The organism is Pseudomonas sp. TWR3-1-1 (assembly GCF_049896545.1).
In the GTDB taxonomy this organism is placed as follows: Bacteria; Pseudomonadota; Gammaproteobacteria; order Pseudomonadales; family Pseudomonadaceae; genus Aquipseudomonas; species Aquipseudomonas weihenstephanensis.
In genome coordinates this window covers 213,340-238,628 of record NZ_JAFCUO010000009.1, presented here as the reverse complement: position 1 = coordinate 238,628, position 25,289 = coordinate 213,340, and the positions used below count along the sequence as shown (strand labels likewise).

The window sequence follows — 25,289 nt, the reverse complement described above, 5'->3', positions numbered from 1 at the left end:
GACCCGCGACGTTGCGCTGGCCGAGGCCAAGAAGCGCACCAAAGGCACCCGCAAGAACGTGGAAGCACCGTGCGGCGTTGAGCCAATCCCGCTCGCAGAATGGATGGAGCTGGTCGAGAAAAAGACTGAGCAGATTATGGGGGGGGGTACGGTTCGCCAGCTCTCGCCGCTGTTCGATGCCCCACAGTACGCCCAGCAGTTCATTGAGCTGGCCCGCAAGACCATTCAATGCCGGGATTTGCGGATCAGGGCGAAGCGCATTATGACTGACGCCGAAGGCCGGCCAATTATCAACGCGAAAACTAAAGCGCAACGGGTTGGGTTCTGTGAATGGCAGCCTGATACCCGAACTCAAGCTGCTTAGCCAACCCTCTCTTAAAACAACCCTTTCACTAAAAAATCACGCCGCCCGGCGAGGTCTACTTATGTCCGCACACCAGAAGAAATACCCCTTCGATTTCAAAACCCAGTACGGCCTTGGCTTCAACCAGCAGGACGACGAGATCGTCGTGGACTTCTTCTGCGGCGGTGGCGGTGCTGGTACAGGTCTGGAAATGGGCCTTGGGCGCGCGGTAACTGTCGCCAAAAACCACAGCCCTGCGGCGATCAGCATGCACACCATCAACCACCCGCATGCAAAGCACTTCACCACTGATGTGTTTGAGGGCGACCCTGACACTGAATGTGGTGGCCGGGCCGTGGGTTGGTTCCATATGTCGCCGGACTGCACCCACCACAGCCAGGCTGCCGGTGGCCAGCCGCGCAAGAGGGAGATTCGTAATCTGTCGTGGATCGGCCTCAAGTGGGCAGGCATGAAGCGCCCCCGGGTGATCAGCCTGGAGAACGTGAAGCAGATCCTGCAATGGGGACCGCTGGTGGCAAAGCGCTGCAAGTCGACCGGGCGCGTCATCAAGTTGGGTGGCGGAATCGCTGAGCTTGGTGAGGTGGTACCGGTTAACGAACAGTTCTTGGTACCCGATCCAAAACGCCGCGGTCAAACGTGGGCAGTTTTCGTGGCTGAATTGCAGCGCCTGGGCTATGCCGTCGAATGGCGTGTGATCAAGGCCTGCGACTTCGGCGCACCGACCAGTCGGGAGCGCCTATTCATGATTGCCCGCTGCGATGGCCAACCGATCGTGTGGCCTGAACCAACACACGCCAAAAACCCCGCCAAGGGTCAGCAAAAGTGGCGCACCGCTGCTGAGTGCATTGACTGGACGATCCCGAGTAAAAGCATTTTTGGCCGTAAAAAGGATCTGGCCCCGGCCACCCTGCGCCGGGTGGCCAAGGGAATGCGCAAGTTCGTACTGGACTCGGCCAACCCTTTCATCGTGCCGATCGCGAACTGGTCCGGGGAAAGCGTGCAGTCTGCGGCCGAGCCGCTGCGTACCGTGACCTCCTACCCCAAGGGCGGCGCCTTCTCGGTTGTGAGCCCGGTGATGGTTGCTGCCGCACACGGCGAAGGCAAGCCCGGAGGCGTTCAACGCTGGGGCGCCGGAAGCAGGTCTACCGGTGAGCCGCTCGCAACAGTTACAGCAAGTGGTGGGCACTCCATAGCGGCAGCGCACCTGGTCAAGTTCAGGTTTGCAGACGAAGGCAAAGCGCTGGGTGAGCCATTGCCCACCATAACCAGCGGCGGGAACTACAAGCGCCCTGCCGGAGCTGCGCATGCAATGGGGATTTCGACTGTGTTCATGGCCCAGATGAATGGCGGTTTCAACACAACCGCAGCCAAAAGCATGGACGACCCAGCACCGACGATCACAGCAGGCGGAGGCGGAAAAAGTTCGCTGGTTGAGTTGCAGCTCTCGCCGGAGGTTGAGGCTGGTGCGCTGAGGGTTGCGGCCTTCTTGATCAGCTATTACGGCACCGAGAATGTGAGCGAAGCTAGCGAGCCATCACCGACCATCACCACCCGCGACCGCCTGGCACTGGTCACCGTGACCATAAAGGGTACGCCATACGTGATCGTCGACATCTGCCTGCGGATGCTGCAACCGGCCGAGCTGTACAGGGCCCAGGGCTTCCCGGGCGACTACATCATCAGCCACGGGGCAGACGGCAAGCCATTTACAAAAACCCAGCAGGTGCATATGTGCGGGAACAGCGTTAGCCCTCCGCCTATGGCAGCACTGGCACGAGCCAATGACCCATGGCAAGTTTGGAACTTTAAGATCAAAGCAGCTTGAAATTAGATTAAAGACCTGTACTTAAAGACAATCATAACTCTTGGGCCATAAGATTTTTTATAAACTTAGAACCTTTATCAGTCAAGCGCCCCTCTCTCAGCAAACCGTTGTTCTCCATATACTGCACATCATGAGAGTCAAACTCCACATCGTCCAAGACGCGCTTAAATCTATTTGCAATTACCCGCTGCGGAGCAGTTTTAAAGGCCCCGGGGTAATGACGCCTCAAAAAAGGAACGATATAGGTTCTAAACCCATCAGAAACGTAAGATCCATGATCATCATTAGAAACGCCCTCGCGAAAACTGTGTAATTCTGCTCGGGAACGATCTAGCTCGTTACTTAACTGTGAGAGTCGTGATACGAGCTCACGCTTTTCTTCATCGGCAAGATGGGCCCTTTTCATAAGACCTTCAATTATATCTTGCCTTTCAGCTTCCTGCTCTTGAATCTCGGCCTCTTTAGTTTCTTCATCGGCTTTAGCAGCAACTTTGTCAAATGGCATACGGTCAAATTTTTGGCTCAAGCCACTATATCCCTCGTCAATATGCCGAAGCTTTTCCCCGAAGCCAGATTCAATGCGACCTAAAATCTCGGAAACATCTTTTGTAAAATGGTAGGTATTATTGTAAAAACCCTGCGACGACTCGTCAGCCTTGAAATAAAAGGCCGCTGATAATGCGATCGCCGAAATCGCTAAAAACATACTTAAGACATCTGTAAAACTAAAACCAGTAAGATCAACAATCACGTCCATCACTGCAATTCGATACGCACAAACAAATAAGAATATAATTACTGAGACATCTCGAAGATTACCCCACGTAAGGAATCCTGAAGTTGTTTTTATGCCATCCTCAACAGACTCTTTGCTAGCCAATTGCAACCCCTCACTCAAAGCTTGAATTATCAGGCGGCACAATGCCATCACCCGTTTAAAAACTGCAAGCCCTAATCGCCCTCTTATTAGTCACCTGCTATAGCAGCCAAGGAGCCGCCATGCCTCAAAATCACTCAACCCTTAACCATTTAAAGACCGGCGATGCCTCTGAACAGCACATGAAGCTCCCCGCACTGGCCCTTCTGCTCGGCAACTTTTCTACCTCTACAGCAGCGAAGTGCAGCTACATGACGCGCTGGCCAGGCTGCTCGATGGCAACGGTTACGGCCAGAAGCATACAATCTCTTGGGATCAATCAAGTTCATTTACAGCATGGCTGTAGAGGGTCTTGCCAAGTGAATGGGGTGCAGCCGTGAAACGACTTCTGCGCCGCAAGATCGAGGCCTGGCTGATCCTGCTGGCAGCCAAGATCCTGATAGAACGTAACGTCCAGCGCTCAGCCGTGGTTTCTCGCCGCGACAACAACGCCATGTGGGCTATGGCCGAACAACTCGAAGCCATCGCCAAGCGCATCAGCAAAAAATACCCGTAACCCCTCCTCCACTTAAATGCCTGCCAGTAATCGGCGGGTGAGGTGCGCGCGCATGAGCAAGAAAGTCGTGAAAGATATTCTCGATGAGATGACAAAGGATGACCTGGTGGCCTGGATCAGGAGTCAGCCCTTCTACCGACCCAAACGAAGCGATGTTCTGTACATCCGTTGGCAAAGGCAATCAGCTGAAGTACTCGAGGAAATGCAAAAAGAAAATCGGGCGCTCGATGGCCTTGATTTCAAAGAGCGCGATCGGCTCGCCGTTAGGTTCAACGAATCGAAAGACGCTGCTGAAAAACTGCGGCTTCTTGAGCTGATGCAGCCCTATAACAAGGCAATGCAAGATCACATCAAGCGATCCCAGGCTCTCGACAGGAAAAGCAAAAGAGTCGATGCCCTCTATGGGCAGATCGATGTAGAGCGCCAGAAAGAGCGCAGCTTCTGATCCGCACGCGACAAACCATCCCACTAGATAACTCACCTTCTGCCGCCAAGCGCGGCGGCATGGAGATACGCGCATGGAAACTGAGATCCTCTCAGAAGAAGAGCTGGTCAACCTTACCGGCTACAAACACCGTGGCTACCAGCGCCAATGGCTCAAGGCTCGTAACTGGGTCTTTGTCGAAAGTCGCGGTGGTCGCCCTTTAGTTGGTCGGATGTTCGCGCGCATGAAGCTCGGAATAATTTCGCCATCTCTCGCGACCCCAACTCCCCCACCAGCAGCTCCAGCCTGGACACCTGACTTCTCTAGAGTGAATTGATATGCGCCCCCGCAAGACTGAAAACAGGGATCTGCCGCCAGGGATGGTTCGGCGCAAACGGCCACGCAAAAACGGGACTGTTTGGATTGGCTTCTATTACAGGGATGCTACAGGGAAGGAAATAGCTTTAGGGTGTGATCTGGATATAGCGAGGGTTAAGTGGGCGGAGCTTGAAGCAAAGGAGAAGCCAGCTGATCTGACTATGATGAAGGGGATATTCGACCGCTACATACGCGACATTCTACCAAAGAAGGCTGCTCGTACTCAGAAGGACAACTTAGCCGAACTCAAGCAACTCCGCCCCATGTTCGATGACGCTCCCATTGACTCGATAACACCTGCGGCTATTGCTGGATACCGAGATAAGAGGACTGCAAAGGTGCGAGCAAACAGAGAGCTTGCGACTCTCTCCCATGTTTTCAACATGGCCAGAGAGTGGGGGCTTACGACCCGCGAGAATCCATGCCAAGGCGTTCGTAAAAACAAGGAAAAGCCCAGGGACTACTATGCCAATGATGCGGTGTGGGAAGCCGTGTATAAAAAAGCACCGCCAGAATTGAAGGAAGCCATGGATCTTGCCTACCTCACTGGGCAAAGGCCGGCGGACGTGCTGATGATGCGACGGGACGACGTTGAAGGGGATTACTTGTTAGTTCAGCAGAATAAGACCCAACAGCGGATCCGCATCTTTATGGTGAACGACGATGGGAAAGAGAATAGTCTCGGAGAGTTAATACGGGTGATTTCTGAGCGCAATGCTCAGCACAGCTCGAGCTACCTCATAGTAAACAAGCACGGGAAACGCATGACCGCTGCCATGTTGCGTAAAAGATGGGATGAAGCGCGGGAGCAGGCAAAAAACTCTGCTATTAGTGAAGAGGATTCGTTGCTGGCCAGTCGAATTGCGGCATTCCAATTTAGGGATATTCGACCGAAGGCAGCATCTGAAATTAAGAATATCGAAGACGCAAGCCTGCTGCTGGGCCACTCAAAAAGCGATATCACCAAGCGGGTTTACAGGCGCCTTGGCGCCACTGCAAAACCTTCAAAATAGCGAAAGTTTCGGAACTCCTCCCGAATAGTTTCGGAACTCGTACCATTTCGCTCACCACCTTCTACAAACCCCAGAAACGACAAAGCCCGCCAAAAGGCGGGCTCTGCTGTGTAGCAATATGGCGGAGGCGATGGGATTCGAACTCATGGACCTGTTACAGTCGACGGTTTTCAAGACCGTTGCCTTAAACCACTCGGCCACACCTCCTAACGTTGTTGCGGGCGCCATAATACCTGAATGAAACACGTTGTCAAACTCTCTTGAGCGCTTGTTACAGAGCCTCTGCTATGATCTTTGCTACTTAACATTTCCAAACACAGGAGTATCGCCATGCGCGAACAGGATTACGCTGTTAATAACAGCGTGCAGGCCGAGCAGCTAGAGGTTAGCCGTGTCCTGCGCAACACTTATGGCTTACTCGCTTTGACACTGGCGTTCAGCGGTGTGATGGCGTTTGTCGCGCAACAGATGCGGGTTGGGTACCCAAATATTTTTGTGGTCCTGATCGGCTTTTACGGGCTGTTCTTCCTGACTAACAAGCTGCGTGACTCGGTTTGGGGTTTGGTATCGACGTTCGCACTGACCGGTTTCATGGGTTTCCTGCTGGGCCCAATCCTCAACCGCTATCTGGGCATGCAAGGGGGCGCCGAGGTTGTGGGGTCGGCGTTTGCGATGACGGCTCTGGTTTTCGGCGGCTTGTCTGCTTATGTACTGATCACCCGTAAGGACATGAGCTTTTTGGGTGGTTTCATTACCGCAGGCTTCTTTGTGCTACTGGGCGCGACGCTGGCGAGCTTCTTCTTCCAGATCAGCGGCCTGCAATTGGCTATCAGCGCAGGCTTTGTGCTCTTCTCGTCGGTCTGCATCTTGTTCCAGACCAGCGCCATCATTAATGGCGGTGAGCGCAACTACATCATGGCGACCATCAGCCTGTATGTTTCGATCTACAACCTGTTCATCAGCTTGCTGCAAATCTTCGGCATCATGAGCCGCGACGACTAATCATCGCCCGCAAGGCAAAAGCCCGCTTCGGCGGGCTTTTTATTGCCTGTTGCAAGCATCTTTGAGCGTCTGGCTTTATGATTACCGCAGTTTTGCCGAGAGCCTTCCATGAAATTTGCCATCGCCCTTTATTCAGCGGCCCATTCGCCCTCCTCACGTCGAGCACTTCGGTTTGCCGAAGCCGCATTGGCCGGAGGTCATGAAATCGTGCGCCTGTTTTTCTACCAGGACGGTGTGCACAGCGCATCAAGCACCCTCGTCACACCTCAGGACGAACAAGATATCGCGCAACAATGGGCAACCTTTGTCACTCAACACCAGCTTGATGGTGTGGTGTGCATTGCTGCTGCCTTACGACGCGGAGTATTGAATGAGGATGAAGCTACGCGCTATCAGCGGTCTGCGGTCAATCTCAAAGCACCCTGGGAGTTGTCTGGACTAGGCCAGTTGCATGATGCCATTCAGTCTGCGGATCGACTGATCTGTTTCGGGGGGGCGTGATATGTCTACATCACTTTTGATCATCAGCCGGCAGGCGCCATGGTCCGGTCTCACCGCTCGCGAAGCACTCGATATTGTTTTAGCCGGTGGGGCTTTTGACTTGCCAATGGGTCTTCTGTTTATGGACGATGGCGTGTTTCAGCTTGTGCCTGATCAACAATCGGTCGCCATCGAGCAAAAAAATCTGACGGCCAATTTGCAAGCCTTGTCATTGTTTGGCGTCGACGACGTGTTCGCCTGTAGTTTCAGCTTGGAAGAACGCGGCCTCGCGCGCACTGCGCTGACAGTGGCTGATGTGCAATCACTGGAACTGGAAAAAGTCCGCGATCTTATCGCCCGTTATGACCAGGTAATCACCCTCTGATGTCGACCTTACATGTCCTGAATCACTCGCCCTTTTCAGACAGCCGATTTGGCAGTTGTTTGCGAGTCATGTCCACTCATGACGCGCTCTTGCTCTGTGGCGATGCCGCTTACGCCTTACAGCCGCATAGCCGTGCGCGTGAGACGCTCGACAGCATGAAAGCCGAACTGAAGCTCTTTGTGCTGGATGAAGACTTGGTCGCCCGCAATCTTCAATGCCCGGACTGGGCTACCCGCGTCGATTACCTAGCGTTTGTAGCGCTGACAATTGGTTATGACAAGGTCAACACCTGGCTATGACTGCACTCACCCTCAAGGGCAAAACCATAGAACTGGATAAGGACGGCTACCTCGTTGACCTCAACGACTGGTCCGAGGACGTTGCCCACGCGCTGGCGGCGCAAGCAGGCATTGAGCTAAGGCCTGAACACTGGGAGATCCTCACGTTACTGCGCAGCTTCTATCAAGAGTTCGAACTCTCACCTGCGACCCGCCCACTGATCAAATACACCGCGCTCAAACTGGGAGCGGACAAGGGTAACAGCCTGCACCTCAACCGCCTGTTTAATGGCACACCTGCCAAACTCGCTGCCAAATTGGCGGGCCTGCCTAAACCGACTAATTGCCTATGAACACGCCCGCTGAACTGATCCTTGAAACCCCGGCCGAACACCCCTTTGCACAATTTGTACGCATTCTGGGTAAAGGCAAACGCGGCGCGCGCAACCTCACGCGCGAAGAAGCACGCGAAGCCATGGGTATGCTGCTTGACGAAAAAACCGAAGCCACGCAGTTAGGCGCCTTCCTGATGCTGCTGCGGCACAAAGAAGAAAGCCCCGAAGAGCTGGCCGGTTTTGTTGAAGCGGTACGTGAACGTCTGCCGGCACCTGCAATCAAGGTCGATATCGACTGGCCCACGTACGCTGGCAAAAAGCGCCATCTGCCCTGGTATTTGCTGGCGGCCAAATGCCTGGCGCAAAACGGCGTACGCATCCTGATGCATGGCGGTGGCGCCCATACCGCCGGGCGTCTTTACAGTGAGCAACTGCTTAACGAACTGGCCATCCCGTTGTGCCGCGATTGGCACAGCGTCGAAGTCGCGCTGGATAACGGCAATCTTGCCTTTATCCCTCTGCAAGACTGGGCCCCGCAATTGCAGCACATGATCGATTTACGTAATACCTTGGGTCTGCGCTCCCCTATCCACTCCCTGGCGCGCCTTCTCAATCCACTGGGCGCACGCTGCGCACTGCAAAGCATCTTCCACCCGGGCTACCAAGGCGTGCACCGAGAAGCCAGCAGCCTACTGGGCGATACCTGCATCGTGATCAAGGGTGACGGCGGTGAAATTGAAATCAACCCCGACACACTTAGCCACCTTTATGGCACAACCGCAGGGGTCAACTGGGATGAAGAATGGCCCGCACTGTCCACTCAACGTCATGTAAAACCAGCAACGCTGGACACTGAACACCTTAAAGCGCTGTGGCGGGGTGACGTGGAAGACAGCTATCCACAATTGGCCTTGCTTTCCACCATGGCCTTGGCCTTACGCGGACTGGGCACGCCACGCGAGCACGCTTTTGAACGTGCCCGCCTTTATTGGGAAAATCGTGACAAATCGATTTAACCGATGCTTAACACCCAGCTTTTGCGCTATTTGTTCGAACTCAAGCCTCTAGACTGACCTCCAAAGCAAAACTGCCAGGAGCAACCCATGGGCTTATTGATTGATGGACAGTGGCACGACCAGTGGTACAAGAGCAGCAAAGACGGCGCCTTCCAGCGCGAACAGGCGCAACGTCGAAACTGGATCACCCCTGACGGCTCGCCTGGCCCGACGGGGGTGGGTGGCTTTAACGCCGAGGCCGGGCGCTATCACTTATACGTGTCACTGGCCTGCCCATGGGCGCATCGCACCCTGATTACCCGCCAGCTCAAGGGCCTGGAATCACTCATTGGCGTATCGGTGGTCAGTTGGTTGATGCTGGAAAACGGCTGGACCTTTGACACATCTTTTGGCGCCAGCGGCGATCACTTGAACGCCCTTAGTTACTTGCATCAGCTGTATACACTCGACACCCCCGATTACAGCGGACGCGTGACAGTCCCCGTGCTGTGGGACACCCAGCAGCAATGCATCGTCAGCAACGAGTCTGCTGACATCATTCGAATGTTTAATAGCGCCTTTGATTCCCTCACCGCCAACACACTGGATTTGTATCCCCAGTCCTTGGCCTTACAGGTGGACCACTGGAATCAAAGGATCTACCCGGCGCTTAACAACGGCGTCTATCGAGCAGGGTTTGCGACCTCACAATCAGCCTATGAGCAGGCCTTCGACGACGTGTTTGCTGAACTTGAACACCTCGAAGCCCATCTTTCGAAACATCGCTACCTGGCGGGCGAGTACCTGACCGAAGCAGACATCCGGCTGTTCACAACCCTGATCCGCTTTGACGCGGTGTACCACGGCCACTTCAAGTGCAATGAGCAAAGGATTACGGACTACTCAAACCTGTCCAATTGGCTACGCGAGCTGTATCAATGGCCCGGCGTTGCAAGCACCGTGGACTTCACCCACATCAAAAGCCATTACTACGCAAGTCATCGCACCCTGAACCCCACGGGTATCATTCCCAAAGGCCCCGCCCTGCACCTGGCCGTCGAACACGATCGCAGTCGCTTAAAAGGCCAGGGGATATTTACCAAATGACCGTTTACATACACGTCAGCACTGGCACCACACGTCGGGTGCCAGTAGCATCGCCAGCATTGATCAAGAGAACCCTCCATGCTTATCCCTTACGACCAGCTTGAAGCCGATACCCTGACCCGCCTTATCGAAGATGTTGTCAGTCGCGATGGCACCGACAATGGAGATGACACCCCCCAGGAGACACGCACTCTGCGAGTGCGCCAAGCACTGGGCAAAGGCCAGGCGGTGATTTTTTTTGATCTTGAAAGTCAGCAATGTCTATTGCTGCCCAAGCATGCAGTGCCCAAAGAGTACTTTGATTAACGCTTGCCCAAAGGGCTGATCGGTAACCGCCCGCCTTGTTCGTTTCGGATGCGCTCGTAAATTTCCGAACGATGAACACTGACTTCCTTGGGGGCCTCGATGCCCAGGCGTACATGGTTACCGTTGACCGCAATAATCCGCACAGTAATGTCTTGATTGATAGAAATGTATTCGCCGACGGCGCGGCTCAGAATCAGCATGGCTCTCATCCTGCAAGAAAGGTGGCCACAAAGACTGCAACGCGCAATAACCTCCTTCAATCCCTACAATAAAAATCAGTAGCGACCTACTAATCACACATCTAATTCCTACAACAAAAAACATCATTGCCTACGCGGCACAGCGATAAATCACGCAATCCGACGAATTCAGCTCAAGAACTCGACACTCGCGGCCCCAACAAAATGATGGTCGCGCCTATTACGCACAATCCAACACCCACCCAATCCGAGGCCAAAGGCCTGACTCTTTCCACGGCCGCCAGCCAGGCAATGGATGTGACGATATAGATTCCGCCGTACGCGGCATACGCCCGTCCTGCATAAACAGCTTCTACTTTGGTCAAGAGCAGCGCGAACAGGGTGAGACTCAATACAGCCGGCACAATCCACCACGCACTCTTACCCTGCCTTAACCACATCCAAAACCCATAACACCCGGCAATCTCAAACAGGGCAGCCAAAAAAAACCAGACGTAATTGAGCATGATTAATCTCTGAGCATGAGCAAACGCGCACCCTACCCGCGGATCTACCAGCGGGCAATACCTGAGTGCGGCAATCAACTTAAATAAGTTTGAATTAATCCCCAGTCGCAGCAGTCGGACTTTATAAGCACTGCCTGGCCTTGTTTCTCAAGCAGCGCCCTGCACCCCTTGCTTGTTGCTTGATCTCATTAATAAGGAACTCACCATGACCACCATCCTTCTCATCGTCCTGATCCTGCTGCTGGTCGGCGGGCTGCCTGTGTTTCCTCACTCTAAAAGCTGGGGTTACGGTCCCTCAGGGATTATTGGTGCCGTGCTGGTCGTACTCTTGATTCTCTTATTGCTTGGCAAGATCTAGCCCTGTTAAAAGCCGGCTCGACGCGCAATAAAAAAGAGGCCCTGGGGCCTCTTTTTTATTGCTTCATGACTTACTTCGGATCTGCAACACCCGCCGTGTTATCGAGCAAACTTTTGGTCGCGGTCTGCAAGAACGACTCAAGTTTTTGCTTGAGTTCGGCTTCGTCTGGCGAACCGGTCACGACCTTGGCTTCGGGGTTGGCGCCCAATGTGTATTGCCACACTTTGGCCGGCATCTCCTTGGGTTGAACCAGCAAGTGGTCGCCGCTAATGATAGCCACCGTCTGATCGCTACCCGACGGCTTGATCACACCACTGCCTTTATCGCCTTCAGGCAAGGTCAACAAGTCACGGCCCCAGCACTGTTGGCGGAACTCGCCACCCAGACGGCCCATGATGGTCGGCACGATGTCGACTTGAGTGCCCACGATGTCGCTGCGCGGACCAAATTTCTCCTGGATACCCGGGCCAATCAACAGCAACGGCACGTTGAAGCGTCCCAGGTCCATCTCTGAAATCTGCTGTTCGTTACCGAAGCCGTGGTCGCCCACAACGACAAACAGGGTTTCCTTGAAATACGGCTCCTTGCGGGCCTTCTCAAAGAACTGACCCAATGCCCAGTCCGAGTAACGCATGGCGGTCAAATGTTCATTCAGCGAACCACGGTCCGTCACCGGCTCAACCGGCAACGGTGTCGGCAGCGCGTACGGCGTGTGGTTGGACAGCGTTTGCAGCAAGGCATAGAAAGGCTCTTTGCCTTCACGCTTTTTCAGCTCCTCAAGCCCGCGGTTAAACATGTCCTGATCGGACACGCCCCACGTAGGATCTGAGAACACCGGATCAACGAAATCGTTACGACCTACGAAGGTGGTCATACCCTGATTACTGAAGAAACCGGATTGGTTGTCCCACGCGAAATCACCGTTGTACACATACACGTCATCAAATTTGCGTGCGCTGAGCAACTCAGGCAAACCCGACAACTTGTGGCTGCCTTCCGGGGTTTGCATCAGGTATTCAAAGCCTGGCAAGTTCGGGAAGCACGCCATCGTGGCAAACATACCCTGATGGGTGTGGGTGCCATTGGAGAAGAAGCGATCGAACAACAGACCTTCTTTCGACAATTGGTCGAAGTACGGCGTGATGTTGCCTGGACGGCCCAGCGCGCCAACCGAATGGCCAGCAAAACTTTCCATCAAGATGACCACAACGTTCTTGATCGGCAGCGTTTTTTCGGCCGGTGGCGTGGTGTCACGGCGTACAGGGGCGGTGTCCGGGTCGACCAGCTTGTCGTTATCGGTCAGCAACATTTCACGCACGGTGCTCACGGCGACCGGGTCTTCCAGGGTTGCTTTCCAGATGTTGGTGCGCTCGTCAGAAAAACGGCTTTTCGCAGCAGCGATCAACGAGAGCGAGCCATTGAGGCCCAACTGGTTAGCGAAGTTGGAATCAGTTGTGTAGGCATCGCCCCAACGCAGCGGAGGGCCTTGGCGCAAAGTGCCGCGAGCCGCCACCACACACACCAACAGCACCACGACGAAGACAGCAATGCGTGTATACCAGGGAGCCGCAGCGCGAATAGCGCCCGTACCCGCGGCCGGCAGTTGCGGACGTGTGACCCGATCTGCAGCACGAAAGGCGAAATACAACACCACGGTGCCCACGGCCCACGCCAACAAGTAGCGCACCACAGGGAAGCCATACCAGAGCATGCTCATGACCGTTTTAGGGTCTTCTTTCACATACTGGAACACCAGACCGTTCAACCGTTGATGAAACTCACGGTAGAAGTCCATTTCCATCAGGCCCAAAAACAGTGCCAGGCTAGAGGCCGCAGTCAACCAGAAGCGCATTACACCACGCTGGACCATTGCCTTGACGCTGAGCAAGGCCAGCAGCAGAGGAATGCTGAGATACACCACGATGCGCAGGTCAAAGCGCAGGCCGTTCGCGAACGCTTCCAAAAAAGTCGACGCCGGGGTGTCGAGGATCATTTCCCGGTTGTAAACCAGCAATGCAACCCGAAGCAGGGTAAACATCACCATCATGACCAACGCGCACAACAGCGTAAAAGCCAGATGCGATTTAACGGTTGGTTGCAACACACGCGTTCCAGCGTGCTGTTGTCTTAGGGCGTCCGGGTTTGCCATGTCGTTTTAGGACCCATTGGTTCAGTTGGTATGACGTGGATTGCGCATCGCCCCGCCAGGGCAACAACACCCTGAAGTACGGGCGTGGCGGGTCATGCACGGTGGGCAAATGTTGCACGATCATCCGTGGTTTTCCACTGATGGCGTACTTTTATAACGTAGAACGCGGCAGCCTCTGACTTGAAAGCCTCAACCCAGAGCCTTGTAAGCCGTTATTGGTGCATAAAATGCGAGCGCGAATTCTCTTAAATGGAACGTGAAAATTTCGTTCAAAGCATAATTTGAAACAAAAGAAAGGGCCTTTCGGCCCTTTCCTATATTCAGACGGCTTTAATCGTTGCTGGGCTTGTTCACGGCCTGCAACACGTATTGTGGCAACGCGAAAGCACCAAGATGGATTTCAGGGTTGTAGTAGCGCGTCACAATACCGCTACCTGCAAACCGCTGACGCAGGGTATCCAGTGACACCTTACGGTAAGCGTTGTCGGTCGAGCCCCAAGCAAACGTCATCGCCCCGCCGATGTAAGTCGGCACGGCCGCCTGATAGAAATGCCAGTCTGCAAACAGGCTGCGCAGACGACCCGCCGTGGTTTTGACTTCACCCAACTGCATGAACGGCGTGCCATTTTGCGTGACCAGAACCCCGCCTTCATTCAGGCACCGATGGCAGGCCTCGTAGAAGTTTTCCGAGAACAACACTTCACCCGGCCCAATCGGGTCGGTGGAGTCGGAAATAATCACATCAAACTTTTCGTCGGTGGTGGCTACAAAACGCATGCCATCGTCGATTACCAGGTTCAGGCGTGGATCGTCATAGGCGCCTTTGGAATGGTTGGGCAAAAACTGCTTGCACATGTCCACCACGGTGCCATCGATCTCGACCATGGTGATGTGCTCAATACCCCGGTGCTTGGTCACTTCGCGCAACATGCCGCCATCGCCGCCGCCAATGATCAGCACACGTTTAACCGTGCCGTGGGCCAGGATCGGCACATGGGTGAGCATTTCGTGATAGATGAATTCGTCGGCTTCGGTGGTCTGAATAACGCCATCGAGCGCCATGACGCGGCCCATCACCGGATTTTCGAAAATCACCAGGTGCTGGTGATCGGTGCGCACTTCGTGCAGCAGCTTGTCCATGCGAAAGCGCTGGCCATAGCCTTCATAAAGCGTTTCGAGATAGTCGGTTTTAAGCGCTTCGGTCATGGGAAGTCCCCTTGAATGCTGGTGGCAACGGACGGTCACCCGCCCATGATCGACAGTTGAACGGTGTGCCGCGACGGCACACACGTTCAATTGCCCAAGAAAGGCGCGCATTCTACGTCGAGGAACATGACAGGTCGAACCTTGACGCTGACAAACTCAATGAGCTGTCACGCTAGCAGGTGGCAGCTCACTGACAAACGGGTCAGATTCTGACATTGCCCCTTGGCCCCGCGATGGCCCAGATCACCAGGCCCAACACCGGCAGGAAGATGATGAGCAGTACCCAAAGGATTTTCATCCCGGTTTCGGCACCGCTTTTCAGCACGTTGATGATGGCCCAGATATCCAGAGCCAGAATGATCAGGCCAATCAGGCCGTTAAACGTGGAACCCATGATGACGCTCCTGAGTGAAGGGCTTGTTCACTTAGGATAGTCAGCCGTGGCCAGGGTTCCGTTATTTATTACAGGCCAATACTTCAGACGTGAACAGCCACTTTCAAGGCTTCCAGTGATGGCTCGGCGTGAATACCGACTTCACCACACAGTTCAAGCACGCGGGGTACGTCATTGCCATACACCAGCACCAACTGAATCTCGTCGTCCAGCGGCTGGCTGAGGTTCATCAGCACATAACCGCCATTGTCCTTGTTCATGCTGCCCATCTGGATTTGAATCCGGTTCAGGGCTGTCAGGTCTTCGGTTTTGGCCAATTGCTTGGGTTTGATGTTGAAAGCAACACCCGGACCAAACGAAGCGACAATCTGCTCAAACAGATCCATGTACGTGTCGGCCTGAAACAATACCGTTTCAGGCAGGCTGCCGATCACGACCCATTCACCCAACGAAATCGGGAACGTGTCGTCGTAGTTAATATCTGGATTGGCTGCAAGAAACGCGTCTGGATCAGCGTAAGCCTGAGCTGCCTCGTCCGCGATTTTAGTAATGTCGTTTTCGTCCATGCACCCAGAGCTGATTTTGCTGATGAGTTCTACGAGAGCGGTTTTCATGGGCGAGGCCTGTCACAGGTAAATTTGAGGGCGCGCAGGATATATCAAATGCGCCCCTCAAGGCAGGCTATCAGCCCGACAGCTTCTCAAGTTGAGCGACTGTGTCGGTTGCGCCCATCGTTTTGGCGGCGTCCAGCGCAGTGATGCCATTGGCATCTTTGGCTTTGGGGTCTGCGCCTTTGCTGATCAGGTAATCAATGATCTCAGTGCGGTTAAACATGGCGGCCATCATCAGCGCGGTGCGGCCATCGAACGATGCGCCTTCCACTTGCGCGCCACCTTCAATGAGTGCTTTGACCACCGCCAGGTCACCTTTGAACGCAGCGCCAGCAATCGGACTTTGGCCGTTGTCGTTGCGCACCTCGGGATCAGCGTTGTGTTCAAGCAAGACTTTCACCGCATCCACATGCCCGTGGTAGCTGGCCAGCATCAACAGCGTGTCGCCCTTGTGATTGCGCAAGTTCGCCGGCAGACCTTTGCTCAGCAAGGCGGCGAGCATCGCCGCATCGCCTTCGCGAGCCTTGTTGAAAACCTGCTCGGCAAATTCAGCCGCTTCTTCCGGGGTCATCTGCCGGGGTGAGTCTGCGGGCTTGGTGTCGGACATTTAAGGCTCCAGGTGCGCTACAAAAAGAACGTAGTTTCCTGAGACCGGCAGAGCGTGTCATCCCTTTTTTGTTGAAGATGGCAATAGCCGTAATTTATCAAGCCACTGGCGCGGCTTAGCGCAGCCTTAGCCCGTAAACCGGCCTCCGACGAATGGGCAAAATGCAGGATGCACGATGGCCTTTCATGCAGAATGCACGATGAGTATCATTTTGATAAAACGTAAGCCATTGTTTTATAAGGTTTTTTACAAACAGCAATAGTGGCACAATCACTGCAATACCTACTCCATGCAAGCCCTTCATGAGCTAATGGAGCTGAAAGACATGAGCCTGATTCAAGAAAAATTCGCATCCCTGTTCTCAAACCACACCGTCACCACCCAAGCCCGCCCGGATGGCGGTGTGTTGCTGACGTTGTGCGACAGTGATGGCAAACAGACCCAGCGCTCTATTTCTTATGCGCAACTGCACACCGCGGAACAACTGACTTGGGTTATCAGTGCGATTCGCCGTGACCTGGCAGGCCAAGCCAGCGAACTGCCTACCATTTCGTTGCTGCAAAGCCAGAACCGCTTTGCCCTGCCGACCTATCACAACGCCTGATCGCGCTGGCTACGACAGACAGCAAAAAGCCAGCAACCGCGATAACGCGTTTGCTGGCTTTTTTACGCCTGGCTTACCGATGCTCAGGGATGCGTCAAATCAATCTCGGCAAAACTTCTGACCGTGGTGTGGCCTTCAAGCTCTCCGCCTTCGCGAGCCAGCCCACAGGTCAGCATGCCCGCTTCCTGCGCAGCATCCAGCTCCTGGACAATATCGGACAGAAACAGGATTTTGCCCGCCGGACAGCCAATCGCTTCAGTGATATGCCGATACGATTGCGCGTCACGCTTGGGGCCTGACGTGGTGTCGAAATACCCGCTGAACAAAGGCCTCAGATCACCCGCCTCGGAACAACCGAAAATCAACTGCTGCGCCTGAATCGAACCTGACGAATACACATACAACTCATACCCCTGCTGGTGCCAGGCTTTAAGGGCTTGCACCGCATCAGGGTACACATGGCCTTTAAGTTCGCCCGTTTCATAACCTTGCTGCCAAATCATGCCTTGCAGCGCCTTGAGTGGCGTGGCTTTGCGATCCTCGGCAATCCACTGCTGCAAAATCTCGATCACCCGCTCTACATCGGCTTCTGGCTCCCCGCTGTCCAGGCGTACCGCACCCAATTGCATGGCCACGTCCGGGTCTTCGGCATGCGCACGCACGAATTCGGGCAGGTGTTTGGCCGCATAAGGGAACAACACATCGAATACGAAGCTGACCGCGCTGGTCGTGCCTTCGATATCGGTCAGGATGGCTTTGATCGGCATGTGAAATCCTTAGTCTTCGAGGCGCGGGAAGCGGTTGGCGATGTCCTCACCGGTAAAGTTCGCCACCCAGCCGTCAGGGTTATTGAACAGGCGAATCGCGATGAAATGCGGGTGCTCGCCCATGTCAAACCAATGCGGTGTGCCAGCGGGCACTGAGATCAAGTCGTTCTTTTCACACAACACCGCATACACATAGTCATCAATGTGCAACGTAAACAGACCACGTCCGGCAACAAAAAATCGTACTTCGTCTTCAGCATGGCGGTGTTCGTCAAGAAACTTGGCACGCAATTGGGCTTTTTGCGGATGGTCACTGTTGAGGCTGATGACATCGACGGTGACGTAGCCACGCTCCGTCATCAATTGATCAATCTGCTGACGGTACGCACTGATCACTTCGTCCTGAGCGGCGCCAGGCTGTATCGGTGTGGCCGCTTGCCAACGATCAAAGCGCACGCCCTGCTCGGCCAGCGTCGCGGCGATGTCAGCAAAATGGGTCAGCACTTTATTGGGTAATTCGGGGCTTGAAACGTGATAAACGGACAGGCAGCTCATAGGGCGTAATTCCTCGGCTTGGGCACACTTGCGGCTTTTACAGGCCGTTGCGGCATACCCATCAATCAGGTAGGTGTGTGCTCGACGACGTCAACGTTAACGGTTAAGCACGGCGCGGGTCTTTAGCTCACATTCAAACAAGAACTCGAACGCTTCGATCTGGCGCAAAGCATCGCTCATGCGCGCGCCCCAGGTATACAGGCCATGCCCGCGAATCAGATAACCGACACAGTCTGGATGCGCTTCAAGCCACGGCTGCACCTTGGCGGCCAGGCGCGGGATGTCTTGATCGTTATCGAAAATGGGCACCAGCACCTTCGACTCGTGGGTCGACACGCCGCTGAACGCCTTCTGCAGTTCGTAGTCCTCAAATTCGATACGGTCACCCGCCGTAATACGCGACAGTACCGTCGCGTTCACTGAATGGGTGTGCAACACCGCACCGATCTGCGGGTTCCAACTGTAAAGCTGGGTGTGCAGCAGGGTTTCAGCGGAGGGCTTTTTGCCCGGTTCAAGACTGTTACCGGCCAAATCTGTGGCCAATACATCCTCCAGGCCCAACTGCCCTTTGTGTTTACCCGACACGGTCAGCAGCGCTTCGCTGGCCGAGAGCCGGGTTGAGTAATTGCTGCTGGTGGCCGGCGACCAGCCGCGGCCATACAAAAAGCGCCCGGCGTTTATGATTTCCTGGCTCAGGTGTTCACGGGTAAGGCTCATGGCCTGTCCTCTTGCAGTCGAGTGGCAATGATAACGGCTGCGGCCAGCGCTGCGACGCTCGCCATACTAAAGGTGATAGTGGGGCCCAACGTGTTCCAGCTGTAACCGGCATACAGCGCGCCCATTGCGCCACCGATACCGGCCAGGGTGGCATACAAAGCTTGCCCCTGACCTTGCTGGCCCGGCCCGAAACTGCGCTGCACAAAAGTCATGGCTGCGGCATGAAAACTGCCGAAGGTCGCGGCATGCATCAGCTGCGCCAACAACAATGCCCCGACGTGGTCGGCGAACGAGCCGAGCAACAGCCACCGTGCGCTGGCCAACAAAAAGCTGACCATCAGAACGCGGCGCAGCGAAAAGCGCAGCAAAATGCGGCGCATGGCCATGAACATCAGCACTTCAGCCAGCACCCCCAGCGCCCACAGTAAACCGATGACACCGCGGCTGTAACCCAGCGACTCAAGGTGTAACGTCAAGAACGTGTAATACGGCCCGTGACTCATCTGCATCAGCGCGACACAGGCGTAAAACGCCAGCACACCGGGGCTGCGTAATTGCGCCACAAAGCCGCCCGCCTGGGGTTGGCGGCCCTCGCTTGAAGGTTGAGCATTGGGCACCCACAGGCTGCACAGCACAATCCCGGCCATCACCACGATCAGCGCGACCGGGTAGACATCAAGGCTCAACCACTCAAATACCCGACCTAAAATCACCACGGTCAGAATGAAGCCCACAGACCCCCATAAGCGGATCTGACTGTAACGCTCAGGCTGCTGACGCAAATGAGCGAATGTGATGACTTCAAATTGCGGCAACACGGCATGCCAGAAAAACGCATGCAACGCCATGACCAGCGCCAGCCACGCGTAGCTCTTGCTGACAAAGATCAGCGCAAAACTGAACAACGTACAGAGCGCGCCCAGCCGCACGATCAGCAAGCGTTTACCGGTGTAATCGCCGAGCCAGCCCCACAGGTTGGGGGCCACGCAGCGCATCAACATGGGGATGGCCACCAGCTCGCCGATTCGCGCACTGGAGAAACCCAGATGGTGGAAGTACAGCGCCAGAAAAGGCGCTGTGGCACCCAGCAAGGCGAAGTAAAAAAGATAGAAGCCAGACAGTCGCCAGTAAGGCAGAGGCGCCACCGTCGTCAGACCGTGGCGCTCAACAGGCTTTGCATTACAGCTGGCCCAGCACAGGCGTACTGACACGCACGTCGGCATTCTGACCGCGATGACGCAGCAAGTGATCCATCAGCACGATGGCCATCATGGCTTCGGCAATCGGCGTGGCACGAATGCCAACACAAGGGTCGTGACGACCTTTGGTGATGACATCAACCGGGTTGCCGTGCACATCAATCGAACGCCCCGGTGTGGTAATGCTCGACGTTGGCTTGAGGGCCAGGTGCGCAACGATGGGCTGACCCGAGGAGATCCCGCCCAAAATGCCACCCGCGTTATTGCTCAGGAAACCTTCTGGCGTCATCTCGTCGCGATGTTCGGTGCCGCGCTGGGCGACGCTGGCAAAACCGGCGCCGATCTCAATGCCTTTCACCGCGTTGATGCTCATCAGTGCGTGCGCCAGCTCGGCATCCAGACGGTCGAAAATCGGCTCGCCCAGGCCCGGAATCACGCCTTCTGCCACCACGGTGATTTTGGCCCCGACCGAGTCCTGATCACGGCGCAATTGGTCCATGTAGGCTTCAAGTTCCGGCACTTTGTCCGGATCAGGGCTGAAAAACGCATTGTGCTCAACCGAGTCCCAGGTTTTGAAAGGGATTTCAATCGGGCCCAACTGGCTCATGTAGCCACGAATCACAATGCCCTGCGTCGCCAGGTACTTTTTGGCGATAGCGCCGGCCGCCACGCGCATGGCGGTTTCGCGTGCCGAACTGCGACCGCCGCCACGGTAGTCGCGTTCGCCATATTTGTGGTGGTAGGTGTAGTCGGCATGCGCCGGACGAAACACGTCTTTGATGGCGGAGTAGTCCTTGGACTTCTGATCGGTGTTACGAATCAACAGGCCAATGGCGCAACCGGTGGTACGCCCCTCGAATACGCCAGAGAGGATTTCGACTTCGTCGGCTTCCTGGCGCTGCGTGGTGTGGCGGCTAGTGCCCGGTTTGCGGCGGTCCAGATCGAACTGCAAATCGTCAACAGACAGCTCAAGCCCGGGCGGGCAGCCATCAACAATGGCGACCAACGCCGGGCCATGGCTTTCGCCAGCGGTGGTGACAGTGAACAGCTTGCCGTAGGTATTGCCGGACATGCAGGGCGCTCCGTGAAAAACAGCCGATAAAACTCAGCCTGGATAACTAAGCGCGCCAGTATACGCAGGCTGTCCAAGTAGTTCATCCTCGAACCTTATTCATCCGGGTTTGTCCAACCGGCACTCAGTCAAAGATGGCGAAATGATGCTCAGGATTCTGCTCGTGGCAATAACCTTTTTCAGTGCCGTGGCCCACGCCGCAGCACCCAATGTGCTACTGCGCCCTATCGAACTGAACACCGAAAGTGGCACGCTTTATGGCTCACTGGTATTGCCCAAAAGCGACAAGCCCGTGCCGGTGGTGCTGATCATTGCAGGCTCCGGGCCTACGGATCGCGACGGCAATAACACGCAAGCGGGGCGCAACGACGGTTTGAAGAAACTGGCCTGGCGGCTCGCGCAAAGCAACATTGCCAGCGTGCGCTTCGACAAACGCGGCATCGCCCAAAGCCTGCCAGCGGCGCCGGACGAACGCACGCTCACACTCGACCAATACGTGACCGATGCCGTGGCCTGGGGCCAACAGCTCAAGGCTGACCCACGTTTTGGTGATGTGTATGTGCTGGGGCACAGCGAAGGCGCGCTCATTGCCAGCCTGGCCGCACCGCGCATGGACGCAACCGGGGTTATTTCCATTGCCGGTACAGCGCGGCCCGTCGGCCAAGTACTGCGCGAACAATTGCAGCGTAACCACCTGCCCCCTTCCCTGCTACAACGCAGTTTTGAACTGATCCACACATTGGAAGACGCACGCACGGACGACAACGTGCCGCAAGCCCTGCAAGTGATCTTCAGGCCCAGCGTGCAGCCGTACCTGATCAGCCTGTTGCGCCACAACCCGGCCAAGGCCTTCGCTGCACTGACAATGCCCGCACTGATCATTCAGGGCACCCACGACATTCAGGTGGACGTCAACGATGCACGCTCACTCAAAGCCGCCAAGCCGGATGCCGATTTGACCTTGATCGATGGCATGAACCATGTGATGCGCATCGTACCGATGGACATGAAGCGCCAAATCCAGTCTTACAACGACCCGAACCAGCGCTTATCCAGCGAACTGGGGGACGCCATTGTGCGTTTCATCACTAAAGTGAGCACCCGCTGAGCCGTTAGCCCTCCAGTCCTGCGCATAACGGCCGATAAGGCTATGTCGGCAGCCTTTGTTTTGCCGACATACCGGGCTTGCACAGGATTCCGCCGTTATGAGCGACACCCCATCAAAATCCGCCGACGCTCAAGAGCCGGCGACCCCCGAAGCGCCGCCGCTGCCTTGGGCTGACGTGCAACCCGAGCATTTCAAAATGCTACGGCTCGCGCCTTTGCAAACCGACCGCAACACCGGCGGTCGGCCGCTGCGTTTTGTGCAGTTCGGTTATGCCGAGCGCAACAACAAAGAGCGCAGCCTGTTGCGCATGAACATCTTGTTGCCCGGCCAGCGGGTGCGCAAAGAGCAAAACCAGCTCGACATTTGGGTCGACCACGAAACCCGGCGCGTGAGTATCAGCCCTGAGAGCGGCTTGCAGGTGGAGCCGTGGAATCGCGGCATCGGTCGCTTCCTGATGGCCCAGGCCATTTTATGGGCGCAGAAAAAATGGTCGACATACCGTGTCGACGCCATGGCACTGGCCAGCAAGGATGCCTTGAACGAAGACACCCGCCTGCGTCGCGACCATTTCTTGCGTATGCATGGCTTTGATGTGGTCTACGCCGACGCTCAGCATCTCAAAGCCAGCCTCGAAGACGTGCAGGTGGGTGAGCTGCTGAACAACTGGAACACCGAAAAAGTCCAATTTGTGGAGATTCTGGAGGCCGCGCAAATGCTGCAACAGGCCGAACAGACCTTGCAGGAGCAGGAAGTCAAACTGCGCGAGAAAGAAGAAAAGGTCACTAAATACCAGCGCGAAGACACCGGTCTGCGTTTCACCATCACCTGCCTGGTGGCCTTTGCGGTGTTTCAGGCGGGGCTGCTGATCTGGATCGCCACGCACCGGTAATGCCCACTGAAATTGCGCAGTCATGCGGAGTCGCTACCGGGTAGCACAAGGCTGCGAGCGGGCGTAAAGCCGTTCACGCCAGTGTGAAGACACACTGGGTGATTGCCTTTACGACCGCTTTGCCGTCGATCGCAGCCTCGCGCTACTCGTCAACGGCTACAGCGCCTTGCCCTTACACCCGTGACGCAAACAACGCTTGATGATTGCGGCACTGCTCAGCGGTGAGCATGAACACGCCATGACCGCCGCGCTCAAAATCTAGCCACGCAAAATCGACTTCCGGGTACAGCGCCTCAACATGCACCTGGCTGTTGCCCACTTCGACAATCAACAAGCCCTTCTCGGTCAAATGCTCACCCGCCTCGGCCAGCATGCGACGCACCAGATTCAGCCCATCATCGCCACAGGCCAGGCCCAGCTCTGGCTCGTGCTGATACTCAGCTGGCATGTCAGCAAAATCTTCGGCATCCACATACGGCGGATTGGACACGATCAAATCAAAACGCTGGCCCGGCAACGCGTCGAAACCGTCGCCCTGCACCGTGTACACACGCTCATCCACGCCATGACGCTCGATGTTTTGATTGGCCACCTCAAGCGCTTCGTACGAAAGATCCGCCAGCACCACCTCAGCGTTCTGAAACTCATAGGCGCAGGCAATACCGATGCAACCCGAGCCGGTGCACAAGTCAAGAATGCGTGCAGGCTCAGCCGCCAACCAAGGCTCAAAGCGTTTTTCGATGAGTTCGCCAATCGGCGAGCGTGGGATCAGCACGCGCTCGTCAACGATGAACGACATGCCGCAGAACCACGCCTCACCCAGCAAATAGGCGGTTGGCACACGCTCTTCAATACGACGCTTGAGCAAATACTGAAGGTTTACCAGCTCATCATCTTCAAGACGGCAATCCAGATAGCTGTCAGCAATTTCCCACGGCAGGTTCAACGCGCCCAGCACCAATTGGCGGGCCTCGTCCCACGCATTGTCGGTGCCATGACCGAAGAACAGCTCTTCCCCATGAAAGTGGCTGACGGCCCAACGAATATGGTCGCGCAGAGTGCGCAGACGGGAAGTGATCAACGGTCTTACTCCTCAAAATCGACCGACGATTCTAACAGCCAAAACCCGACCCGGCCAAAGTTGTGCCCGGCGGTCACACCAAACGCCTCCCCTCACACGCCAAACTGAGCAAAATCGTTCTGTTTTATACATTTTTGAACCGCCAATTCAATGCTTGACTTGGCTACAGCCCAACAACCACGGCGTTTACAAGAATGGGCATTCACATAAACGCCCGGCCAGTGGAGAATGTCGCAAAAGCCCCACTCAAAGGAGCCCCGAATGTCAGCTTTAAAAACGATGTTTCAACTGACTGGACGCGGTTATGCCGCCGCCACTCTGAGCAACGCCAGCCTGTTGATCATCGATGCGCAAAACGAGTACCTGAGCGGCCCTCTGGCCCTGTCGGGCATGGACGCTGCCACCGCCAACATCGCCCTTCTGCTGGAGGCCGCCCGCAAGGCCAACCGCCCGGTGGTGCACATCCGTCACCTGGGCACGGTGGGCGGCATGTTCGACCCCCAAGGCGAACGCGGCGAATTCATCAAGGGCCTGGAACCCCAAGGTGATGAGGTGATCATCGAAAAACGCATGCCTAACGCGTTTAACGATACAGGCCTGCAAAAAACCCTTGAGCGACTGGGCTCGCTCGACGTAATTGTCTGCGGTTTCATGAGCCACTCCAGCGTCAGCACCACAGTGCGTGCCGCCAAGGATTACGGGCTTCGCTGCACCCTGGTCGAGGACGCCTGCGCCACCCGCGACCTGCCTACCCGAGACGGCATCATCCCGGCTGCCGAGGTGCAACGCACCGAGATGGCCATCATGAATGACAACTTCGCAACCCTCGCGCTCACTCAAAACCTGATTTGATCTAACGCCCTGCTGATAGGCGGCGCCTACTAACCGCCTATCTGTAATACCCATTTCCTACATATCAAACACCTATTTCCGATTCCACT

At 55.5% G+C, this 25,289-nt stretch carries 33 protein-coding genes and 1 tRNA gene; 19 read left to right on the top strand and 15 right to left on the bottom strand.

The features are described 5' to 3' along the window. Positions 1-364: hypothetical protein (locus ACP7A4_RS19225; protein ID WP_426247959.1), on the top strand; the 364-nt coding region annotated here is incomplete at its 5' end. A 61-nt stretch (positions 365-425) separates the two neighbouring features. Beyond that, positions 426-2,189, top strand: a complete 1,764-nt coding sequence (locus tag ACP7A4_RS19220) for a DNA cytosine methyltransferase (RefSeq protein WP_426247961.1) — start codon at positions 426-428, stop codon at positions 2,187-2,189. A 31-nt stretch (positions 2,190-2,220) separates the two neighbouring features. On the opposite strand, the gene ACP7A4_RS19215 is transcribed toward ACP7A4_RS19220, so the two are convergent. Then, on the bottom strand, positions 2,221-3,069 hold the full coding sequence (locus tag ACP7A4_RS19215; RefSeq protein WP_426247958.1) for a hypothetical protein: 849 nt from the start codon (positions 3,067-3,069) through the stop codon (positions 2,221-2,223). Positions 3,070-3,442: 373 nt separating this feature from the next. Here ACP7A4_RS19215 and ACP7A4_RS19210 point away from each other — a divergent pair, with 373 nt between their 5' ends. From ACP7A4_RS19210 to ACP7A4_RS19195, 4 genes are all read left to right on the top strand, one after another. Next, on the top strand, positions 3,443-3,622 hold the full coding sequence (locus ACP7A4_RS19210) for a hypothetical protein (protein ID WP_426247957.1): 180 nt from the start codon (positions 3,443-3,445) through the stop codon (positions 3,620-3,622). A 52-nt stretch (positions 3,623-3,674) separates the two neighbouring features. Next, the gene (locus tag ACP7A4_RS19205; protein ID WP_426247956.1) at positions 3,675-4,067 is read left to right on the top strand and encodes a hypothetical protein; all 393 of its coding nucleotides are present in this window, start codon (positions 3,675-3,677) and stop codon (positions 4,065-4,067) included. A gap of 73 nt (positions 4,068-4,140) precedes the next feature. Next, positions 4,141-4,383 carry a DUF4224 domain-containing protein gene (locus tag ACP7A4_RS19200; protein ID WP_426247955.1) on the top strand — a complete coding sequence of 81 codons (243 nt, stop codon included), beginning with the start codon at positions 4,141-4,143 and terminating at the stop codon, positions 4,381-4,383. Position 4,384: 1 nt separating this feature from the next. Then, on the top strand, positions 4,385-5,437 hold the full coding sequence (locus tag ACP7A4_RS19195; RefSeq protein WP_426247954.1) for a phage integrase: 1,053 nt from the start codon (positions 4,385-4,387) through the stop codon (positions 5,435-5,437). Between the two features lie 119 nt (positions 5,438-5,556). On the opposite strand, the gene ACP7A4_RS19190 is transcribed toward ACP7A4_RS19195, so the two are convergent. Then, positions 5,557-5,644 (bottom strand) — tRNA-Ser (locus ACP7A4_RS19190). A 123-nt stretch (positions 5,645-5,767) separates the two neighbouring features. Between ACP7A4_RS19190 and ACP7A4_RS19185 the strand changes: the two genes are divergently transcribed. The 8 genes from ACP7A4_RS19185 to ACP7A4_RS19150 all read left to right on the top strand — a co-directional run bounded on the left by ACP7A4_RS19185 (position 5,768) and on the right by ACP7A4_RS19150 (position 10,325). Continuing rightward, on the top strand, positions 5,768-6,439 hold the full coding sequence (locus ACP7A4_RS19185) for a Bax inhibitor-1/YccA family protein (protein ID WP_048366141.1): 672 nt from the start codon (positions 5,768-5,770) through the stop codon (positions 6,437-6,439). Positions 6,440-6,547: 108 nt separating this feature from the next. After that, a complete protein-coding gene (gene tusD, locus ACP7A4_RS19180) occupies positions 6,548-6,940 on the top strand; it encodes a sulfurtransferase complex subunit TusD (RefSeq protein ID WP_426247953.1) in 393 nt (130 codons plus the stop codon). 1 nt (position 6,941) lies between these two features. Then, positions 6,942-7,304: a sulfurtransferase complex subunit TusC gene (tusC, locus tag ACP7A4_RS19175; RefSeq protein ID WP_426247952.1), complete on the top strand. Its 363-nt coding sequence runs from the start codon at positions 6,942-6,944 to the stop codon at positions 7,302-7,304. Beyond that, entirely contained in the window at positions 7,304-7,603 is a 300-nt protein-coding gene (gene tusB, locus ACP7A4_RS19170) for a sulfurtransferase complex subunit TusB (RefSeq protein WP_426247951.1), read from the top strand. Before tusC ends, tusB begins: the two co-directional genes overlap by 1 nt. Beyond that, entirely contained in the window at positions 7,600-7,935 is a 336-nt protein-coding gene (locus ACP7A4_RS19165; protein ID WP_059762968.1) for a TusE/DsrC/DsvC family sulfur relay protein, read from the top strand. Before tusB ends, ACP7A4_RS19165 begins: the two co-directional genes overlap by 4 nt. Beyond that, entirely contained in the window at positions 7,932-8,933 is a 1,002-nt protein-coding gene (locus tag ACP7A4_RS19160) for a glycosyl transferase family protein (protein ID WP_426247950.1), read from the top strand. The genes ACP7A4_RS19165 and ACP7A4_RS19160 overlap by 4 nt, the downstream gene beginning before the upstream one ends. An 87-nt stretch (positions 8,934-9,020) precedes the next feature. Then, positions 9,021-10,019 (top strand): glutathione S-transferase family protein, encoded by a 999-nt coding sequence (locus ACP7A4_RS19155; protein WP_203302473.1) that lies wholly within the window; start codon positions 9,021-9,023, stop codon positions 10,017-10,019. Positions 10,020-10,097: 78 nt separating this feature from the next. After that, complete coding sequence (locus ACP7A4_RS19150; RefSeq protein WP_203302472.1) at positions 10,098-10,325, top strand: YheU family protein; 228 nt, start codon at positions 10,098-10,100, stop codon at positions 10,323-10,325. Here the strand turns inward: ACP7A4_RS19150 and csrA are convergent. Then, positions 10,322-10,525, bottom strand: a complete 204-nt coding sequence (gene csrA, locus ACP7A4_RS19145; protein ID WP_059762972.1) for a carbon storage regulator CsrA — start codon at positions 10,523-10,525, stop codon at positions 10,322-10,324. The genes ACP7A4_RS19150 and csrA overlap by 4 nt on opposite strands. Before the next feature lie 173 nt (positions 10,526-10,698). After that, positions 10,699-11,031 (bottom strand): YnfA family protein, encoded by a 333-nt coding sequence (locus tag ACP7A4_RS19140; protein ID WP_048366150.1) that lies wholly within the window; start codon positions 11,029-11,031, stop codon positions 10,699-10,701. A gap of 205 nt (positions 11,032-11,236) precedes the next feature. Between ACP7A4_RS19140 and ACP7A4_RS19135 the strand changes: the two genes are divergently transcribed. After that, positions 11,237-11,389: a DUF3309 family protein gene (locus ACP7A4_RS19135; RefSeq protein WP_047294031.1), complete on the top strand. Its 153-nt coding sequence runs from the start codon at positions 11,237-11,239 to the stop codon at positions 11,387-11,389. A gap of 70 nt (positions 11,390-11,459) precedes the next feature. Here the strand turns inward: ACP7A4_RS19135 and ACP7A4_RS19130 are convergent, their stop codons facing one another. The 5 genes from ACP7A4_RS19130 to ACP7A4_RS19110 all read right to left on the bottom strand — a co-directional run bounded on the left by ACP7A4_RS19130 (position 11,460) and on the right by ACP7A4_RS19110 (position 16,356). After that, positions 11,460-13,538: an LTA synthase family protein gene (locus ACP7A4_RS19130; protein WP_203302469.1), complete on the bottom strand. Its 2,079-nt coding sequence runs from the start codon at positions 13,536-13,538 to the stop codon at positions 11,460-11,462. Between the two features lie 330 nt (positions 13,539-13,868). Further along, positions 13,869-14,744 (bottom strand): polyamine aminopropyltransferase, encoded by an 876-nt coding sequence (speE, locus tag ACP7A4_RS19125; protein WP_059762974.1) that lies wholly within the window; start codon positions 14,742-14,744, stop codon positions 13,869-13,871. A 202-nt stretch (positions 14,745-14,946) separates the two neighbouring features. Further along, the gene (locus ACP7A4_RS19120) at positions 14,947-15,138 is read right to left on the bottom strand and encodes a PLDc N-terminal domain-containing protein (RefSeq protein ID WP_048366153.1); all 192 of its coding nucleotides are present in this window, start codon (positions 15,136-15,138) and stop codon (positions 14,947-14,949) included. A gap of 83 nt (positions 15,139-15,221) precedes the next feature. Further along, a complete protein-coding gene (locus ACP7A4_RS19115; protein ID WP_203302468.1) occupies positions 15,222-15,752 on the bottom strand; it encodes a hypothetical protein in 531 nt (176 codons plus the stop codon). Positions 15,753-15,822: 70 nt separating this feature from the next. Continuing rightward, the gene (locus ACP7A4_RS19110; protein WP_203302467.1) at positions 15,823-16,356 is read right to left on the bottom strand and encodes an ankyrin repeat domain-containing protein; all 534 of its coding nucleotides are present in this window, start codon (positions 16,354-16,356) and stop codon (positions 15,823-15,825) included. Between the two features lie 325 nt (positions 16,357-16,681). Between ACP7A4_RS19110 and ACP7A4_RS19105 the strand changes: the two genes are divergently transcribed. Beyond that, complete coding sequence (locus ACP7A4_RS19105; RefSeq protein WP_048366189.1) at positions 16,682-16,960, top strand: DUF3509 domain-containing protein; 279 nt, start codon at positions 16,682-16,684, stop codon at positions 16,958-16,960. Positions 16,961-17,043: 83 nt separating this feature from the next. On the opposite strand, the gene mtnC is transcribed toward ACP7A4_RS19105, so the two are convergent. The 5 genes from mtnC to aroC all read right to left on the bottom strand — a co-directional run bounded on the left by mtnC (position 17,044) and on the right by aroC (position 21,270). Next, positions 17,044-17,727: an acireductone synthase gene (mtnC, locus tag ACP7A4_RS19100; RefSeq protein WP_059762977.1), complete on the bottom strand. Its 684-nt coding sequence runs from the start codon at positions 17,725-17,727 to the stop codon at positions 17,044-17,046. Between the two features lie 9 nt (positions 17,728-17,736). Then, positions 17,737-18,282: a 1,2-dihydroxy-3-keto-5-methylthiopentene dioxygenase gene (locus tag ACP7A4_RS19095; protein ID WP_426247949.1), complete on the bottom strand. Its 546-nt coding sequence runs from the start codon at positions 18,280-18,282 to the stop codon at positions 17,737-17,739. Positions 18,283-18,378: 96 nt separating this feature from the next. Next, a complete protein-coding gene (locus tag ACP7A4_RS19090) occupies positions 18,379-18,999 on the bottom strand; it encodes a methylthioribulose 1-phosphate dehydratase (protein WP_426247948.1) in 621 nt (206 codons plus the stop codon). After that, positions 18,996-20,144, bottom strand: coding sequence for an MFS transporter (locus ACP7A4_RS19085; protein ID WP_426247947.1), 1,149 nt, complete (start codon positions 20,142-20,144; stop codon positions 18,996-18,998). Before ACP7A4_RS19085 ends, ACP7A4_RS19090 begins: the two co-directional genes overlap by 4 nt. A 34-nt stretch (positions 20,145-20,178) precedes the next feature. Further along, complete coding sequence (gene aroC, locus ACP7A4_RS19080; RefSeq protein ID WP_059762980.1) at positions 20,179-21,270, bottom strand: chorismate synthase; 1,092 nt, start codon at positions 21,268-21,270, stop codon at positions 20,179-20,181. Between the two features lie 142 nt (positions 21,271-21,412). Here aroC and ACP7A4_RS19075 point away from each other — a divergent pair, with 142 nt between their 5' ends. Both ACP7A4_RS19075 and ACP7A4_RS19070 read left to right on the top strand, forming a co-directional pair. Continuing rightward, a complete protein-coding gene (locus ACP7A4_RS19075) occupies positions 21,413-22,378 on the top strand; it encodes an alpha/beta hydrolase (protein WP_426247946.1) in 966 nt (321 codons plus the stop codon). 97 nt (positions 22,379-22,475) lie between these two features. Then, positions 22,476-23,267 carry a hypothetical protein gene (locus ACP7A4_RS19070; protein WP_203302462.1) on the top strand — a complete coding sequence of 264 codons (792 nt, stop codon included), beginning with the start codon at positions 22,476-22,478 and terminating at the stop codon, positions 23,265-23,267. Between the two features lie 172 nt (positions 23,268-23,439). Here ACP7A4_RS19070 and prmB read toward each other — a convergent pair whose 3' ends face one another. Next, the gene (prmB, locus tag ACP7A4_RS19065; RefSeq protein WP_426247945.1) at positions 23,440-24,348 is read right to left on the bottom strand and encodes a 50S ribosomal protein L3 N(5)-glutamine methyltransferase; all 909 of its coding nucleotides are present in this window, start codon (positions 24,346-24,348) and stop codon (positions 23,440-23,442) included. Between the two features lie 261 nt (positions 24,349-24,609). On the opposite strand from prmB, the gene ACP7A4_RS19060 reads away from it, so the two are divergent. Then, positions 24,610-25,200, top strand: a complete 591-nt coding sequence (locus ACP7A4_RS19060; protein WP_048366164.1) for a cysteine hydrolase family protein — start codon at positions 24,610-24,612, stop codon at positions 25,198-25,200. Positions 25,201-25,289: the final 89 nt, after the last annotated feature.